This window comes from Glutamicibacter sp. NPDC087831 (assembly GCF_044742845.1).
Taxonomy (GTDB): domain Bacteria; phylum Actinomycetota; class Actinomycetes; order Actinomycetales; family Micrococcaceae; genus Glutamicibacter.
The window spans coordinates 861,668-876,508 of the sequence record NZ_JBIUVH010000001.1; the positions used below are offsets into that span (position 1 = coordinate 861,668).

At 61.3% G+C, this 14,841-nt stretch carries 13 protein-coding genes and 1 tRNA gene; all 14 read left to right on the plus strand.

Going from position 1 to position 14,841, the window contains the following annotated elements; translation table 11 throughout:
- The first annotated feature begins 299 nt into the window (after positions 1-299).
- Positions 300-3,143: an Rne/Rng family ribonuclease gene (locus ACIOJF_RS04255; protein ID WP_105661423.1), complete on the plus strand. Its 2,844-nt coding sequence runs from the start codon at positions 300-302 to the stop codon at positions 3,141-3,143.
- Positions 3,144-3,371: 228 nt separating this feature from the next.
- On the plus strand, positions 3,372-3,680 hold the full coding sequence (rplU, locus tag ACIOJF_RS04260; protein ID WP_013349163.1) for a 50S ribosomal protein L21: 309 nt from the start codon (positions 3,372-3,374) through the stop codon (positions 3,678-3,680).
- Positions 3,681-3,728: 48 nt separating this feature from the next.
- Positions 3,729-3,983, plus strand: coding sequence for a 50S ribosomal protein L27 (gene rpmA / locus ACIOJF_RS04265; protein WP_013349162.1), 255 nt, complete (start codon positions 3,729-3,731; stop codon positions 3,981-3,983).
- 124 nt (positions 3,984-4,107) lie between these two features.
- Positions 4,108-5,697, plus strand: a complete 1,590-nt coding sequence (obgE, locus tag ACIOJF_RS04270; RefSeq protein WP_105658495.1) for a GTPase ObgE — start codon at positions 4,108-4,110, stop codon at positions 5,695-5,697.
- A 3-nt stretch (positions 5,698-5,700) separates the two neighbouring features.
- Positions 5,701-6,858 carry a glutamate 5-kinase gene (gene proB, locus ACIOJF_RS04275; protein ID WP_105658496.1) on the plus strand — a complete coding sequence of 386 codons (1,158 nt, stop codon included), beginning with the start codon at positions 5,701-5,703 and terminating at the stop codon, positions 6,856-6,858.
- A gap of 16 nt (positions 6,859-6,874) precedes the next feature.
- Positions 6,875-8,161 carry a glutamate-5-semialdehyde dehydrogenase gene (locus ACIOJF_RS04280; protein ID WP_402741371.1) on the plus strand — a complete coding sequence of 429 codons (1,287 nt, stop codon included), beginning with the start codon at positions 6,875-6,877 and terminating at the stop codon, positions 8,159-8,161.
- A gap of 118 nt (positions 8,162-8,279) precedes the next feature.
- Positions 8,280-8,492 (plus strand): hypothetical protein, encoded by a 213-nt coding sequence (locus ACIOJF_RS04285; protein WP_105658498.1) that lies wholly within the window; start codon positions 8,280-8,282, stop codon positions 8,490-8,492.
- Between the two features lie 2 nt (positions 8,493-8,494).
- Positions 8,495-9,100 carry a nicotinate-nucleotide adenylyltransferase gene (gene nadD / locus ACIOJF_RS04290; RefSeq protein WP_105658499.1) on the plus strand — a complete coding sequence of 202 codons (606 nt, stop codon included), beginning with the start codon at positions 8,495-8,497 and terminating at the stop codon, positions 9,098-9,100.
- Between the two features lie 82 nt (positions 9,101-9,182).
- On the plus strand, positions 9,183-10,565 hold the full coding sequence (locus ACIOJF_RS04295) for a hypothetical protein (protein WP_402741273.1): 1,383 nt from the start codon (positions 9,183-9,185) through the stop codon (positions 10,563-10,565).
- A gap of 57 nt (positions 10,566-10,622) precedes the next feature.
- Entirely contained in the window at positions 10,623-11,003 is a 381-nt protein-coding gene (gene rsfS, locus ACIOJF_RS04300) for a ribosome silencing factor (protein ID WP_105658500.1), read from the plus strand.
- 72 nt (positions 11,004-11,075) lie between these two features.
- A tRNA-Ala gene (locus tag ACIOJF_RS04305) sits at positions 11,076-11,148 on the plus strand.
- Between the two features lie 111 nt (positions 11,149-11,259).
- Complete coding sequence (locus ACIOJF_RS04310; RefSeq protein ID WP_105661571.1) at positions 11,260-12,996, plus strand: HNH endonuclease signature motif containing protein; 1,737 nt, start codon at positions 11,260-11,262, stop codon at positions 12,994-12,996.
- Between the two features lie 179 nt (positions 12,997-13,175).
- Positions 13,176-14,195: a magnesium and cobalt transport protein CorA gene (locus ACIOJF_RS04315; protein ID WP_353616140.1), complete on the plus strand. Its 1,020-nt coding sequence runs from the start codon at positions 13,176-13,178 to the stop codon at positions 14,193-14,195.
- Complete coding sequence (locus ACIOJF_RS04320; RefSeq protein ID WP_105661419.1) at positions 14,177-14,836, plus strand: GyrI-like domain-containing protein; 660 nt, start codon at positions 14,177-14,179, stop codon at positions 14,834-14,836. The genes ACIOJF_RS04315 and ACIOJF_RS04320 overlap by 19 nt, the downstream gene beginning before the upstream one ends.
- The last annotated feature ends 5 nt before the right edge of the window (positions 14,837-14,841 follow it).

A 14,841-nucleotide genomic window follows, 5' to 3' on the forward strand; every position in this document is an offset into this window, starting at 1 on the left:
GCAGGATTTGCGCCTGGTTCAGAAATTTGGACCAGCGTCGAACCCGCGGAAAATAGCGAGCTTTTGTGTCCGGACTACTGGAAGATAAGTAGGCCAAGCGACACGTGATGATTGTAGTTTCAGCAACGGCGCCGTCTGTGGAGGATGCCCGAGCGGGACATAGTAGGAGTACGCGAATTTAAATGAGCGCAGCAAATCAACGAAAGGGCGGAACGCAAGGTAATAAGCGGGGCAACCGTTCAACACGAGCCCGCCGTACCAGTGTTTCAACCACACCCGCGCGACCATTGCGTCGCGCCATGACCTTGGCCGAACTCAATGCCGCTGCCGGCGTCGAGGAAAGCCCATACCGCTGGCGGGCCACCCGCCGCACCCAGATCTCCACCCCTGATTCCACCAAGCGGGCCAGCCGCCAGGCCGAACGCCGGGCGCAGGCAGTGCGCAATACCGCGAATGACGAGGCCGTAGAGGTCGCCGCGGCCAAGCAGGAAGACGTCCAGGACAAGCAGGAAGACGTCCAGGAGCAGAGCGCTGAAATCGCTGCCCCGGCCGAGCAGGAAGTTGCACCGGTTGAGGAAGCGAACGACGTTGACCAGACCGGCATGCTGCTGGCCGAACACGGCAGCACCATGATCTTGAATCCTTTCGCCGTGCCGGAAACAGCTCAGGCTGTTCTGGCCCAGGCTGTTGCGAAGAAGCAGGAACCTGCTCGCCGCGCAGCTGCCGCAGATCCCGAGGCAGACGCCGATGCCGACGACGTGACTTCGCGCCGCCGCCGCCGCCGTCGCCGCGGGGAAGTGGATCTGGAACTTGAGGGCGGCTCGCAGGATGATCCGCCGAACACCGTTACCCGTGTGCGCGCCCCGCGTGGCAGTATCGAAAGCCACAGCTCGGTCAACGACAAGGTCGCTTCGGTGCGCGGTTCCACCCGATTGGAAGCCAAGCGCCAGCGCCGCCGCGAATCACGCGAAACCGGTCGCCGCCGCCAGGTGATCACCGAGGCCGAGTTCCTGGCCCGCCGCGAATCCGTCGAGCGCAAGATGATCGTGCGCCAGCGCGAGGACCGCATCCAGATCGGCGTACTGGAAGATGGAGTGCTTGCAGAGCACTTCGTCTCCAAGACCCAGCAGGATTCGCTGATCGGCAACGTGTACGTCGGCAAGGTGCAGAATGTGCTGCCATCCATGGAAGCTGCTTTCGTGGATATCGGCCGCGGCCGCAACGCCGTGCTGTACGCAGGCGAAGTGAACTGGGACGTAGCCGCTCTCGAAGGCGCGCCGCGCCGCATTGAGAACGCCTTGAAGGCTGGCGACTCGGTCCTGGTGCAGGTCACCAAGGACCCGGTAGGCCACAAGGGCGCCCGGCTGACCAGCCAGATCTCCCTGCCTGGACGCTACCTGGTCTACGTGCCAGGTGGTTCGATGACCGGCATCTCGCGCAAGCTCCCTGATGTCGAACGCCAGCGCCTGAAGAAGATCCTGAAGGACCACCTGCCGGAAAACGCGGGCGTCATCGTGCGCACCGCCGCCGAAGGCGCTTCCGAGGAAGAACTGACCAACGATATCAACCGGCTGCGTGCGCAGTGGGAAGGCATCGAAGAGCAGGCCAACTCCACCAAGACCCTGGCTCCGGAACTGCTGTACTCGGAACCCGATCTGACCATCAAGGTGGTCCGCGACGTCTTCAACGAGGACTTCACCAAGCTGATCGTCTCCGGTGACCACGCCTGGGACACCATCGAGGCCTACGTCATGTACGTGGCACCGGATCTGATGGGCCGCCTGGAGAAGTGGGAAGCCGAAGAGGACATCTTCGCCAACTTCCGTGTGGACGAGCAGATCGCCAAGGCGCTGGACCGCAAGGTCTTCCTGCCTTCGGGTGGTTCGCTGGTCATCGACCGCACCGAAGCGATGACCGTCATCGACGTGAACACCGGTAAATTCACCGGTTCGGGCGGCAACCTCGAAGAGACCGTGACCAAGAACAACCTGGAAGCGGCCGAAGAAGTGGTCCGCCAGCTGCGCCTGCGTGACATCGGCGGCATCATCGTCATCGACTTCATCGACATGGTCCTGGAATCCAACCGCGATCTGGTGCTGCGCCGCCTGGTGGAGTGCCTGGGCCGCGACCGGACCAAGCACCAGGTTGCTGAAGTGACCTCGCTGGGTCTGGTCCAGATGACGCGCAAGCGCATGGGCACCGGCCTGCTCGAAGTCTTCGGTGAAGAGTGCGAGCACTGTGCAGGTGCTGGCTTCATCACCCACGAAGAGCCAGTTGAATCGCGCAAGACCTTCAACTCGCAGGGCGAAGCGCACAGCAAGAAGTTCAACGACAAGCCAAGCCGCAACTCCCGCCGCCGTCGTGGCGGCGAGAAGGACGAGCAGAAGCCAGTTGAGAAGCAGGAGCCGGCAGCAGGGGAGAAGGACGAAGCCACGCGCAACGCCCTGGCCAGCATTGCCGCCGCTTCGCACCTGGATGCCGCTGCTGAAAACGCAGTGAGCATCGAGGGCGAACAGATTCCTGTGGCCAAGTCCGCGGCGTCTGCGCAGGGCACCGAGGCCTCGGTTACCCTGGAAGCGCTGGAAGCAGCGTTGCCGGGCCAGGATGAGTCCAGCGACGAGCAGGACGGCAGCCGCAAGCCGCGCCGCCGTTCACGCTCCCGTGGACGCGGACGCAACCAGTCCGAGGAAAACGCTTCGGGCAACGAGGAAGCTCAGGCCAACCAGGAACAGCAGGCTGCTCCTGAACCTGTTGCCGCCTCGACGTCCGAGGACCAGCCGCGCAAGCGTTCACGCCGTGCTTCGCGTCCGCAGGAAGCGGCACAGCAGGACCAGCCGGTGCTCACCGGCCTGGCCATGCCTGCTGCCAGCGCGCCTGCTGAGTCCAGCAGCCCCGCGGCTTCCGTCCCAGTTGCCGCCACCGCGGCAGCCCCACAGAATTCCACGAAGCCAAAGCGTCGCAGTCGTCGGGCCACCTCGGTCCAGGGCGATGCGACTGCAGAGGTTCTCGTGGCAGAGGTATCCGCCGCTACCGGTTCGGTAGTTCAGATGGATGCCTCCGGTTCGCAGAAAGATAAGCCAGCTGAGCCTGCCGGGCAACCGGTAATGCTCGGTGTGGGTGTTCCAGTACGCGAACTGAAATAGATGAACTTGATCACGCTTCCCTCGCTGGGGCAGTTTGTATTTGCTCCAGCGGTGTGGACTAGCGTAATCTAGTTGATCGGTGCTAAACGCCAAGATCACGGACTTTTGGTCCGCTCGGCGTCAAGGCACAAGCGCATGAGATCCCCGGGATCGCATCCACTTTGTGGGTGTTCGGGTCGATATCTGCGCCGGTAAGACAATAAACGTCGAGTAGAAGTGAGTACCCACGTGGTGTACGCAATTGTCCGCGCAGGCGGCCACCAGGAGAAGGTTTCCGTTGGAGACCTCATCACCGTTGACCGTCTTCAGGCTGCCCCAGGCAGCTCCATCGAGCTTCCAGCTTTGCTGTTGGTAGATGGCGAGAAGGTAACTTCCGCAGCTGCCGATCTGGCTAAGGTCACGGTCACCGCTGAGGTTGTAGAAAACCTTCGCGGCGAGAAGATCGTAATCCAGAAGTACAAGAACAAGACCGGTTACAAGAAGCGCCAGGGCTTCCGTGCCGCTCTGACCAAGGTCAAGGTCACCTCGATCGCCTAATTCAGGCAATCGTAGAATCCATTTTTGTAGCGAAAGAGGCTAAAAGGCATGGCACATAAGAAAGGTGCGAGTTCCACTCGCAACGGTCGCGATTCCAACGCACAGTACCTAGGCGTAAAGCGCTATGGTGGACAGGAAGTCAAGGCAGGCGAAATCATCGTTCGCCAGCGTGGCACCCACTTCCACCCAGGCGCCGGCGTAGGCCGTGGCAAGGATGACACCCTGTTCGCATTGGCTGCTGGCGCAGTCGAGTTCGGCACCCGTCGTGGTCGCCGCGTGGTGAACATTGTGGCTGCTGCCTAATTCAGGCAACAGGCAAATTTTTTAGTACACAAGGGGTGGGCCGATTTCGGTCCGCCCCTTGCGTGCATAGTTAGACTTTTAAGCGAGTAACCCTCGCAACCCCGTACTAGGAGAAGATGGCCCCGTGGCTGCATTCGTTGATCGCGTAACCCTTCATGTCACCGCAGGTAATGGTGGCCACGGTTGTGTGTCCATCAAGCGTGAGAAATTCAAGCCGCTTGGCGGTCCCGACGGCGGCAACGGCGGCAAGGGCGGAGACATCATCCTGCGCGTCGACCCCCAGGTCACCACGCTGCTGGACTTCCACCACCTGCCGCACCGCAAGGCCGGCAACGGCGAGCCGGGCAAGGGCGGTCTGCACCCGGGCAAGAGCGGCGAGGACCTGGTCCTGGGCGTACCTGCCGGCACCGTCATCAAGACCAAGGACGGCGACATCCTCGGCGACCTGGTCAAGCCGGGCGATGAATACATCGCCGCAATAGGCGGCATGGGCGGCCTGGGCAATGCGTCCATCGCCTCGGACAAGCGCAAGGCCCCGGGCTTCGCGTTGCTGGGCATTCCCGGAACCGGCCAGGATATTGTCCTGGAACTGAAGTCCATGGCGGATATCGCGCTGGTGGGCTACCCATCGGCCGGCAAATCCTCGCTGATCGCCGCCGTGTCCGCGGCACGCCCGAAGATCGCCGACTACCCGTTCACCACCCTGGTGCCTAACCTGGGTGTCGTCGAAGCAGGCGAAACCCGCTTCACTGTCGCCGACGTGCCTGGCCTGATCCCTGGAGCCTCCGAAGGCAAGGGGCTGGGCCACGAGTTCCTGCGCCACGTTGAGCGCTGTGCCGCCATCGTGCACGTGCTGGACTGCGCCTCGCTGGAAGCGGACCGCGACCCAATCAGCGACCTGGACATCATCGAAGCAGAGCTGGCCAACTACGAAGCCGACTCCACCTTCGCCGGTACCGACGGCACCATCGTGCCGCTGATCGAGCGCCCGAAGCTGATCGCACTTAATAAGGTTGACATGCCAGACGGTGCCGACATGGCTGAATTCGTGCGCCCTGAGTTGGAAAAACGCGGTTACCGCGTCTTCGAGATCTCCGCGCTCTCGCGTAACGGATTGCGTGATCTGTCCTTCGCTATGGCTGAATTGGTAGAGCAGGCACGCGCTGAACAGGTTGTTGAAGCCCCAGTAGTCGAGGTGCCTGTGATTCGTCCACGTACCACCAAGCGTGCCGAGTTCACCATCCGCCGCGAGGAGCAGAACTTTGAGCCAATGTGGCGAGTTATCGGTGAAAAGCCGGAACGCTGGATTATGCAGACCGATTTCCGCAACGATGAAGCTGTCGGCTACCTGGCTGACCGCCTGGCCAAGCTGGGTGTCGAAAACCAGCTGTTCAAGGCCGGCGCCAAGCCAGGGGACGCGGTAATCATCGGCGCCGAGGACAACGCAGTGGTCTTCGATTGGGAGCCAACTATGGCAGCCGGCGCCGAACTGCTCGGCGGCAGCCGACGCGGCGAGGACATCCGCCTCGAGGATCGCGGCGATCGCAAGACCCGCGAGGAAAAGCGTGCCGAGCACGAAGAGCGCCGGGCGGCCAAGGCATCGGCTCGCGCCGAGCTGGAAGCCGAACGCAAGGCCGGCGTCTGGACCGAATCGGTTGACTCCAAGTACGGACGAAAGACTGCGGAACCAAAGGCAACCCAGGAGGAAAATTAAAGTATGAGTGAAAGTGCCACCAAAACAATTTCAGCCATTACCTCGCCCCACCAACTGCCTCAAGCCAAGCGCTTAGTGGTCAAAGTTGGATCCAGCTCGCTGACCACGGTCAGCGGCGGGATATCCCACGAGCGGTTGAAGTTCCTGGTGGACACTCTCGCTGAAACTGTCAACAACGGTACCGAGGTCATTCTTGTATCCTCAGGTGCCATTGCCGCCGGTCTGGCCCCGCTCGGGTTGGCCAAGCGTCCCAAGGACCTTGCCACCCAGCAGGCCGCGGCGGCCGTTGGCCAGGGTCTGCTGCTGGCGCAGTACACCCAGCTTTTCGATGAGTACGACCAGCGCGTAGGCCAGGTGCTGCTCACCGCCGACGACCTGATGCGCCGCTCTTCCTACACCAACGCGCTGCGCTCCCTGGTTCGCTTGCTGAACCTGGGCGTGCTGCCCATCGTGAACGAAAATGACGCGGTCGCCACCCGCGAAATCCGCTTCGGCGACAACGACCGCCTCGCCTCGCTGGTGGCCCACCTGGTCAAGGCCGACGCGCTGCTGCTCTTCTCCGACGTGGACTCGGTCTACGACGCGCACCCTGATGACGGCGGCAGCCGCATCACTACCATCGAGCACCCCGACGAACTCGAAGCGGTGGACCTGGGCACCCCGGGGGCAGCCGGAGTCGGCACCGGCGGCATGATCACCAAGGTCGATGCCGCGACCCTGAGCTCCTCGGCGGGCATTCCTACCCTGGTGACCAGCACCGACAATGCCGCCAAGGCGCTGCGCGGACAGGATGTAGGCACCTGGTTCGCCGCCCGCAACTCCCGCCGTTCGGCCCGCGACGTCTGGCTGGCCTATCTGGCTTCCATCGAAGGCAAGCTGATCCTGGATGCCGGCGCAGTCAAGGCCATCGAAAAGGGAACCAACTCGCTGCTGGCAGCCGGCATTACCGCCGTCCGCGGGGAATTCGAGGCTGGCGACGCCGTAGAGATCTGCGACGCGGAAGGAACCCCATTTGCTCGCGGGCTGGTGAACTTCAGCTCCCATGAACTGCCCGAGATGCTCGGACACAACACCACGGATCTGGTTGAAGAGCTGGGCGAAGGTTACGACAGATCAGTAGTGCATGTTGACGACCTAGCTTTGATCGAACCCATTTTCTAGAATGAGGAGCATGAGTATGGATGCCGTAAACACCGAAGAAACGACCACCGACGTCACCACCTCCGTCCACCAGCTGGCCGACCGTGCACGCCGCGCCGCACGGATCCTCAAGCGCGCCAACCGCGACTGGAAGGACCGCGCCCTCGCGGCCATGGCTTCGCGCATCGACCAGAACCGTGCGATGATCCTGCGCGCCAACGAAAAGGATCTGGCTGCCGGCCGCGCCAATGGCACCTCCGAGGCCCTGCTGGACCGGTTGAAGCTCGATGGCAAGCGCATCGACGGCTTGATTTCTGCGCTGCATGAACTCGCTGGCCTGCCCGACCCGGTCGGTCGCGTGGTGCGCGGGGAAACCCTGCCCAACGGCCTGCGCATGCGCCAGGTCAACGTCCCGCTGGGCGTCATCGGCACCATCTACGAAGCGCGTCCGAACGTCACCGTGGACATCGCCGGCCTGGCGCTCAAGAGCGGCAACTCGGTGCTGCTGCGTGGCGGTTCGGCGGCGCTGAACTCCAACCAGGCGCTGGTCGCGGTGATCCGCGACGCGCTGGAGTCCGTCTCCCTGCCCCGCGACATCGTGATCTCGGTCGACGAATTCGGCCGCGCCGGTGCCGACGCCATGATGGGCGCGCGCGGAAAGATCGACGTGCTCATCCCGCGTGGCGGCCGCGAGCTGATCCAGCGCGTGGTCACCACCGCCAAGGTCCCGGTAATCGAAACCGGCGAAGGCAATGTGCACATCTTCCTCGACGCGAGCGCCGACGAGGAAATGGCCGTCGATATCCTGCTCAACGCGAAAACCCACCGCCCCAGCGTCTGCAACACCGTGGAGACCCTGCTGGTCCACAAGGATGCCGCTGTGGCCCCGGCAGTGCTGCAGGCCCTGGCCGCAGCCGGCGTGAGATTGCACACGGACGACCGAGCCGCCGCGCTGGTTCCGCAGCTGCCGACCATCCCGGCGGGGGAGGATGACTGGCGCAACGAGTACCTGGACTTGGATATCGCGGTGAAGGTCGTCGATGGCATGGACCAGGCCCTGGAGCACATCCGCGCCTACTCCACCGGCCATACCGAGGCGATCATCACCTCCACGCTGGCTGCTTCCGAGCAGTTCGTGGCGGAGATCGACTCGGCTGCGGTGATTGTCAACGCCTCGACCCGGTTCACCGACGGCGGGCAGCTGGGCCTGGGCGCAGAAGTAGGCATCTCGACCCAGAAGATGCACGCTCGCGGCCCGATGGGCCTGGCCGAACTGACCACGACCAAGTGGATCGTCCAGGGCGACGGGCAGATTCGCAAATAGTTTCTGACCGCCCTTTTCGGTACGATGTAGAAGAAACGTACCGTTACTTTTCGAGCTACTGATCCAGCCGCCCAGGTTGCTGGCTTAGCAAACTCGTGAAAACGACTGGAGAATTATCTTGAACGCGCTGATTTTGGCTTCGGAAGCCGCTTCCACCGGCATGGATCCTCACACTTTCGCTGTGATCGTCGGTGGGGGCATCTTCGCAGCACTGATGGTCCTGCTGCTGATTACCGTTTCCTACACCAACGTAGGCAACCGCCACGAGGCAAAGCCTGAACCAGAGGACACCCACCGCCAGTTCAAGACTCACGTACCACATAGCCACTAGTCTTGGCAGAGCAAAAGCCTCAAGACCGCCCATTGCGCCTCGGCGTGATGGGCGGTACTTTTGACCCCATCCACAATGGCCACTTGGTCGCTGCCAGCGAGGTAGCCGCCGAGTACGGCCTGGATGAGGTCGTTTTCGTGCCCACCGGCCAGCCTTGGCAGAAGGCCGATCGCCAGGTCACCAGCGCTGAGCACCGCTACCTGATGACCGTGATCGCCACCGCGTCGAACCCGCGCTTCACCGTAAGCCGGGTCGACGTCGACCGCGAAGGCGCCACCTACACGCGTGACACCTTGCTCGATCTGCGCGCCTTGCGCCCGGATGCGGAGCTCTTCTTCATTACCGGTGCCGACGCGATGAGCCAGATCATGAGCTGGCGCGACATCGACCAGGTCTTCGACCTCGCCCACTTCGTTGGCGTGAGCCGCCCTGGCTATGTCATCGCGGATGTGGGTCGCGACAATGTCTCGCAATTGGAAATTCCGGCACTGGCAATTTCCTCTACCGATTGCCGGGAGCGCGTCGCCGCCGACAAGCCGGTTTGGTATCTTGTGCCGGACGGTGTGGTGCAGTACATTGCAAAATATGGGCTGTATACCGAGTCGTAACCTCACATAAGGTGGGGTAGCACGGCATAATCTCTAGGTAAGGGTGACGGTATTTGTCTATGCGGTCGGGAGAAGTATCAGGATGAGCGATAACTCGCAGCCGGTTTCAAGCAGGCGAGCTCTGCGCGAAAAACGACGTGCTGAGATGGAAGCTTTGCTGGCCAACAGCAAGGCCGAGCAGGCAGCCAAGGAGCACGCGTCGAAAAGCGCGGAAAAAGCCGAGGATTCGGCGAAGCCAGCGAAATCTGACGCGACCCCAAAGGCCAAGCCGGCACCCAAGGCAGAGCCAGCCAAACCAGCTCCAGCCAAGCCGCAGCCGGCCAAGCCTGCACCCAAGCCAGAGCCGGCAAAACCAGCTCCAGCCAAGCCGCAGCCGGCCAAGCCAGCCGCCAAGGCCGCAGGTGCCAAGCCAGAAGCGGCCAAGCCGGCTGGAGCCCCAGCCAAGGCTCCCAGCGCAAAGCCTGCAGCTGAGCCAGCTAGCGCACCACAGTCCGAAGAGTCCCTGGGCGAACGGGCGTCGTTGCGCCGTGCCCGTGACCGCGAGGCCTTGCGCGAGCGTCGTCGACTGGAAGAAGAGGTCGGCGCGCTGACCACTAATATTCCAACGGTCGCCCCCGCGGAGGAACCTAAGCCGCTGACCCGCCGTCAACTGCGCCTCCAGGCGCTGGCAGACCAGGGCAAGGCCGAGCCGAAGGCCCCGGCCGCCAAGAAGCCTGCGCCCAAGGAAGACGACCCGGAGACTACGGTCATGAGCGTCGAGCAGGCGCTAGCCGCCCGCCGTGCCCACGCGCCGAAGACCCCGGTCGATCCAAACCTGCTGGGGGAGGACGATTCCGAGATCGATCTCGAAGTGCTCGCCCACCAGCGTGAAATGGCAGCCCGCGCGGCCATCATTTCCCGCCGTGCCGCGGAACGTGAACGCCTGCGCATCCAGAATGCCAACCAGGGCAAGGACGACAAGGCCTCCGATCCTTTCACCGGCGCCATGGGCAACATTCGCGAGGTCGAGGACCGCATCGCCAAAACCGGCGTGCAAGGGCCCAAGACCCAGAGTGTTTCGCTGGACTTCAACGCCGGCGGCAAGCTCAGCTCCAAGAAGGACGAAGCGGCACCAGCAGCCAAGAAGCCTATGGCCAAGCCGGCGCCCAAACCCGCAGCGAAGGCCCCCGCCAAGCCTGCGGCCAAGGCACCGGCCAAGCCTGCAGCCAAGCCAGTTGCAAAACCAGCCGCTAAGCCTGCGCCAAAGGCGCCGGCGGATCAGAAGGCTGAAACCCATACGGCCCAACCGGCCCCGGACGTTGACATGCCACGCATCGATGCGGTCAATGCACAGGGATTGCAGCCACTTGACGTGCAGGCGCACGGCCTCCGCCGCGCCAATAACATGCTGATCGCGATGATCGTCGCCCTCAGCGTGGGCGGTGCAGCATTGATTGCTGGCTTGATCATGTTGCTTGGCAACTAGTTTTCGTAGGACAATTAGGTTCTCGATCTACACCTCTATAAGGAGACACTCCACTCTATGGGAGCACACGCCGAATCAATTGCCCTCGTGAAAGTTGCCGCGCACGCGGCTTCCGAGAAGATGGCAGAAAACATGGTCGCGCTGGACGTTGCCGACCGCTTGGGCGTCACCGACGCTTTCTTGATTGTCTCTGGTGGATCAGAACCTCAGGTGAACGCAATCGTCGATGAAATCGTCGCTGAGGTGCTCGACGAGTACAGCATGCGTCCGATTCGCCGTGAAGGCTTCGGCCAGGGACGCTGGGTCCTGCTGGACTACGGCGACGTAGTCGTCCACGTTCAGCACCAGGAAGACCGCATCTTCTACGCGCTCGAACGCCTGTGGGCCGACTGCCCAGTCATCGAGCTGCCTGAGGAACTTTCTGAAAACCAGAAGTAACCCTCAATTTGCATCCTGATCAGGTAGTCATCTATGATTATGGAGTTGCCTGATCAGGGCAGCAATCCTTTTGGGGGTATGGCGCAGTTGGTAGCGCGTCTGCATGGCATGCAGAAGGTCAGGGGTTCGAATCCCCTTACCTCCACAAATTAAAATCCTGAAATTTCGGTTTGTCCGAGATTTCAGGATTTTTTGTTTTCCACAAACCGTGTTGCCCACCGCCGGTGCCCGCGATGCCCACGGCATGCTGTATCCCATGAGCACAGTGACGGCACAAGCACTATCGAATCTGGTCGAGGCGGGCAAGCTAATCGCCTTGGCTACTTCGATCCTGTCCGGCGACGTACCGGCCGGCCACGCTGCGATATTCGCGCTGTATGTCGAGGAAATCAACCAAAAGCTCAGTCGGGCACAGATCCACGCAGCTCATGCCCTACGCCGCACCGGTGCACACAAACTTGATCAGGCCTCCTTCCAAGCGGTCAGCGATGCTGGTGTCGATCCCACGCTGGAACAACTTGAAGCCGCCGAAGGACATGCCACTACCGGGCGCACCCATTTCAAAGACGCCAAAGGCATGATGACCGACTGGCTGAATATTCCGCGCGGCACTGCAGGAACTCGGCTAGTCCAAGCCGACTGCCTGCTAGGTGGTGTCGATCAAGCAGGGCAACCGGTAGAGCCGTGGCTCCCGGAGCTAGCCGCGCAATTCGAAGCCCCGAATGTGGACCCGCGATTGGTAGCTTCTACGGCCTTGAAGCTGCATTCGGCACGTAATGATTTCGGCGACGATGAAACCGGCCAGGCGGAGAAAGCGCGATTGGAAGCAGAATCAGTCGCTTTCCTGCGCTCAGAACCCAAATCGGCTCGTAAGCACATCAATGACTTGGTGGCTCAGGTGAAAGCCGGCAAACGCCCGCTGAAAGCTCTGCTGGAGCGCATTGGCATCTTCAAGAAGGGCATGCGCCAGGGCCTGATCGAGTATACGCTTCGTGTGTTGCCCTCCCAGGCGGCGTATATCGAGGCCTACTTCGCGCAACTGGACAATCCTGCCACCGTGGCCGGGAACAGGGACGGCTTGAAAGACGCCGAGGCTCAATTCACGGGTCAGCAGGACTCCGGTTGGGACGATGCGGAGTCCAAACCGGACTGGGCAAAAGACGATCCGGTGGCGGACGAAGAAACCGAAGACGATAGTCCGCCGGCAGACAACAACGAACAAGTTTCGGAGACCTCGGATGACGAGGAAGAATGTTGCCGGCCGGGGGATCCTGAAGAACGTAATACTGAATCAGCTACCAATGGTGCAGTCACTCCATGGGAGGATTTGAAGCCCGAGCGACGCCGTTTAGTTGGATTCATGGCAATGCTGATGAGTGACAGGACGAGCACCAGTGACCCGCCGGGTCAACGTGCTGGGTTGGTCGCACCGCAGGTGAGCATCATTCTGAATTGGGACAAGATGCAAGAGCAAGCACAAGACTTCGCGGTCACCAGCAGTGGGATGTCCTTGTCTGCTGGTGAAGTCAGAACTGCGCTGTGCAATGCCGGAGTGTATCCGGTAGTGCTCAATGGCCAGAGCCTGCCCCTCGATTTAGGCCGGACGCAACGACTGTATTCGAAGTCCCAGCGCCGTGCGATCCGAGCCGCCTACCGGGGCTGTTCCTATCCTGGATGCAGCATGCCCGTAGAACGGTGCGAAATTGATCATCTGGACGCGTGGGAAAAGGGTGGACGAACGGATATCAAGTCTGCCGGGTTGAATTGCCTGATACACCACACTGCCCGGCATTGCGGGTTGTTCCACGCGGTGAAGATTCCGGAGAGCAGGCCGATGGTATTGCTTTCACCAGAATTGGATCCGGAACAGAAATTGCGGATCAATACGTATTTCATGACTCCCGCAGAGGCATTGGAAGCTGAAGCGTTGGCGGATGAAACGACAGCGAAGTGGCGCGCGGGGGAGCTGGACGTAGAAATCGTCGAACCTTGAGATCCCCCTAGCAAGATTCAGCCGCCGACAAGCGGAGGACCGTTTCAGCGCCGATATTCTCGCCGGAGTTGCGATACTTGAATGAACGAAGATCATTCAGGAGCAATATGTCACGTGTTCAACGCCGGGCTGCGAATTCCCGACCATTTTTCGGTACCCAGAATTCGTCGCATACCTCGATGGCTGTTCGCTATATTGATGATGGCAACGTGGAATCCGCTCCGGAAGGCACGAGCGCGGCCGATGCGCTGGCGTTCGGCCAGACTGGTGATCAGCGCATTGCTTTGTCCTTGTATCCCACACCAGATGAAGCTGACATCCACGATCTCACCGAGGCGTGGGAACTGCATCCAGTGCTGGCCGAAGACCTCGTGCACGCCCGCCAGCGGCCTAAACTCGAACGCTACGGCGAGGTGCTCCTGCTGGTAGTTCGCTCAGCGTTGTACCTCGATGAATCCGAAGAAGTCGAGCTGTCCGAGTTCCACATCCTGATGCGCAAAGGCGCTGTGGCGGTGCTCTGCCAGGACCACCGGTGGATCGACGGTACAGACGGCGAGGAATTCGTCGAGTCAATCAGGAACGGCAAGCTTCGCAAGGACCAGGTGCTGCTCAAAGACCCGGAGCTGCTCCGGTTGGGCGCCGAAGCAGTGCTGTACCGGATACTTGATGCGATTGTTGATGGATACGCCCCCGTGCTCCACGGCCTGGGGATCGACAAGGAGCAGATCGAACGGCAAGTCTTCAGTGGCGATGCCGCAGTCACCGAACGCATTTATCGCCTCAGCCAAGAAGTGATCGACATGCAGCATGCGACCGCGTCATTGCTGGAGGTCGTGCAATCGCTCGACGACGGGTTCAAGAAGTACCCGGTGCCCGCTGAGCTGGAAACCTACCTGCAGGATGTCACTGACCACCTCACCCGCGCGCATACCCAAGCCGTGGAATACCGGGATGCGCTATCGCAGATCTTGAGCGTCAATTCCACCCTCGTAGCCCAGCGCCAAAACGAGGACATGAAGAAGATTTCCGGTTGGGCAGCGATCCTCTTCGCCCCGACCTTGATTGCAGCGATTTACGGGATGAACTTCGAGAACATGCCAGAACTGCATTGGACCTTCGGCTACCCGATTGCGGCCGGCCTCATGCTGGGATTTGCTGTCGCACTATATGGTGTATTCAAATGGCGCAAGTGGTTCTGAGCGGAAAGATTCCAGGGGAGACATTGACGGCGAAAATCGACTTCAAGAAGTCGCTGGACAGCTATCGGTCCGTGGCCGGGCAGTTCCGTGTCCTGCAGCTGCCAGCGATGCACTACCTGATGTTCGATGGATCAGGTGACCCGAATACCAGCAACTTGTACCAGCAAGCCCTGCAAACCTTGTATCCGGTGGCCTACAAACTCAAATTCGCGAGCAAGGCGCAGGGCAAGGACTATGTCGTCCCGCCGCTGGAAGGCTTGTGGTGGGCCGAGGACATGGCGGTCTTTACCGAACGGAGAGACAAGGAACAGTGGAGCTGGACCATGATGCTGATGGTCCCGGCGTGGATCAACGAGGACGACTACGCGACGGCTCTGGAAACCGCCCAGGCGAAGAAGCCGTTGCCTTGCCCTGGGCGCATCCGGTTCCAGTCGCTTGCTGAAGGCCAATGCGTGCAGACGCTGCACATTGGCCCCTACGATGCAGAAGCCGAAATCCTGGCCCCGATGCACCACGAATTCATACCCGGCCAGGGATTGCGCATGACTGGCAGGCACCACGAGATCTACCTCGGCGACCCTCGTAGGGTGGCACCGGAAAAGCTTCGCACGATCCTGCGCCAACCCGTTGAGCCTAACTAGCGAGA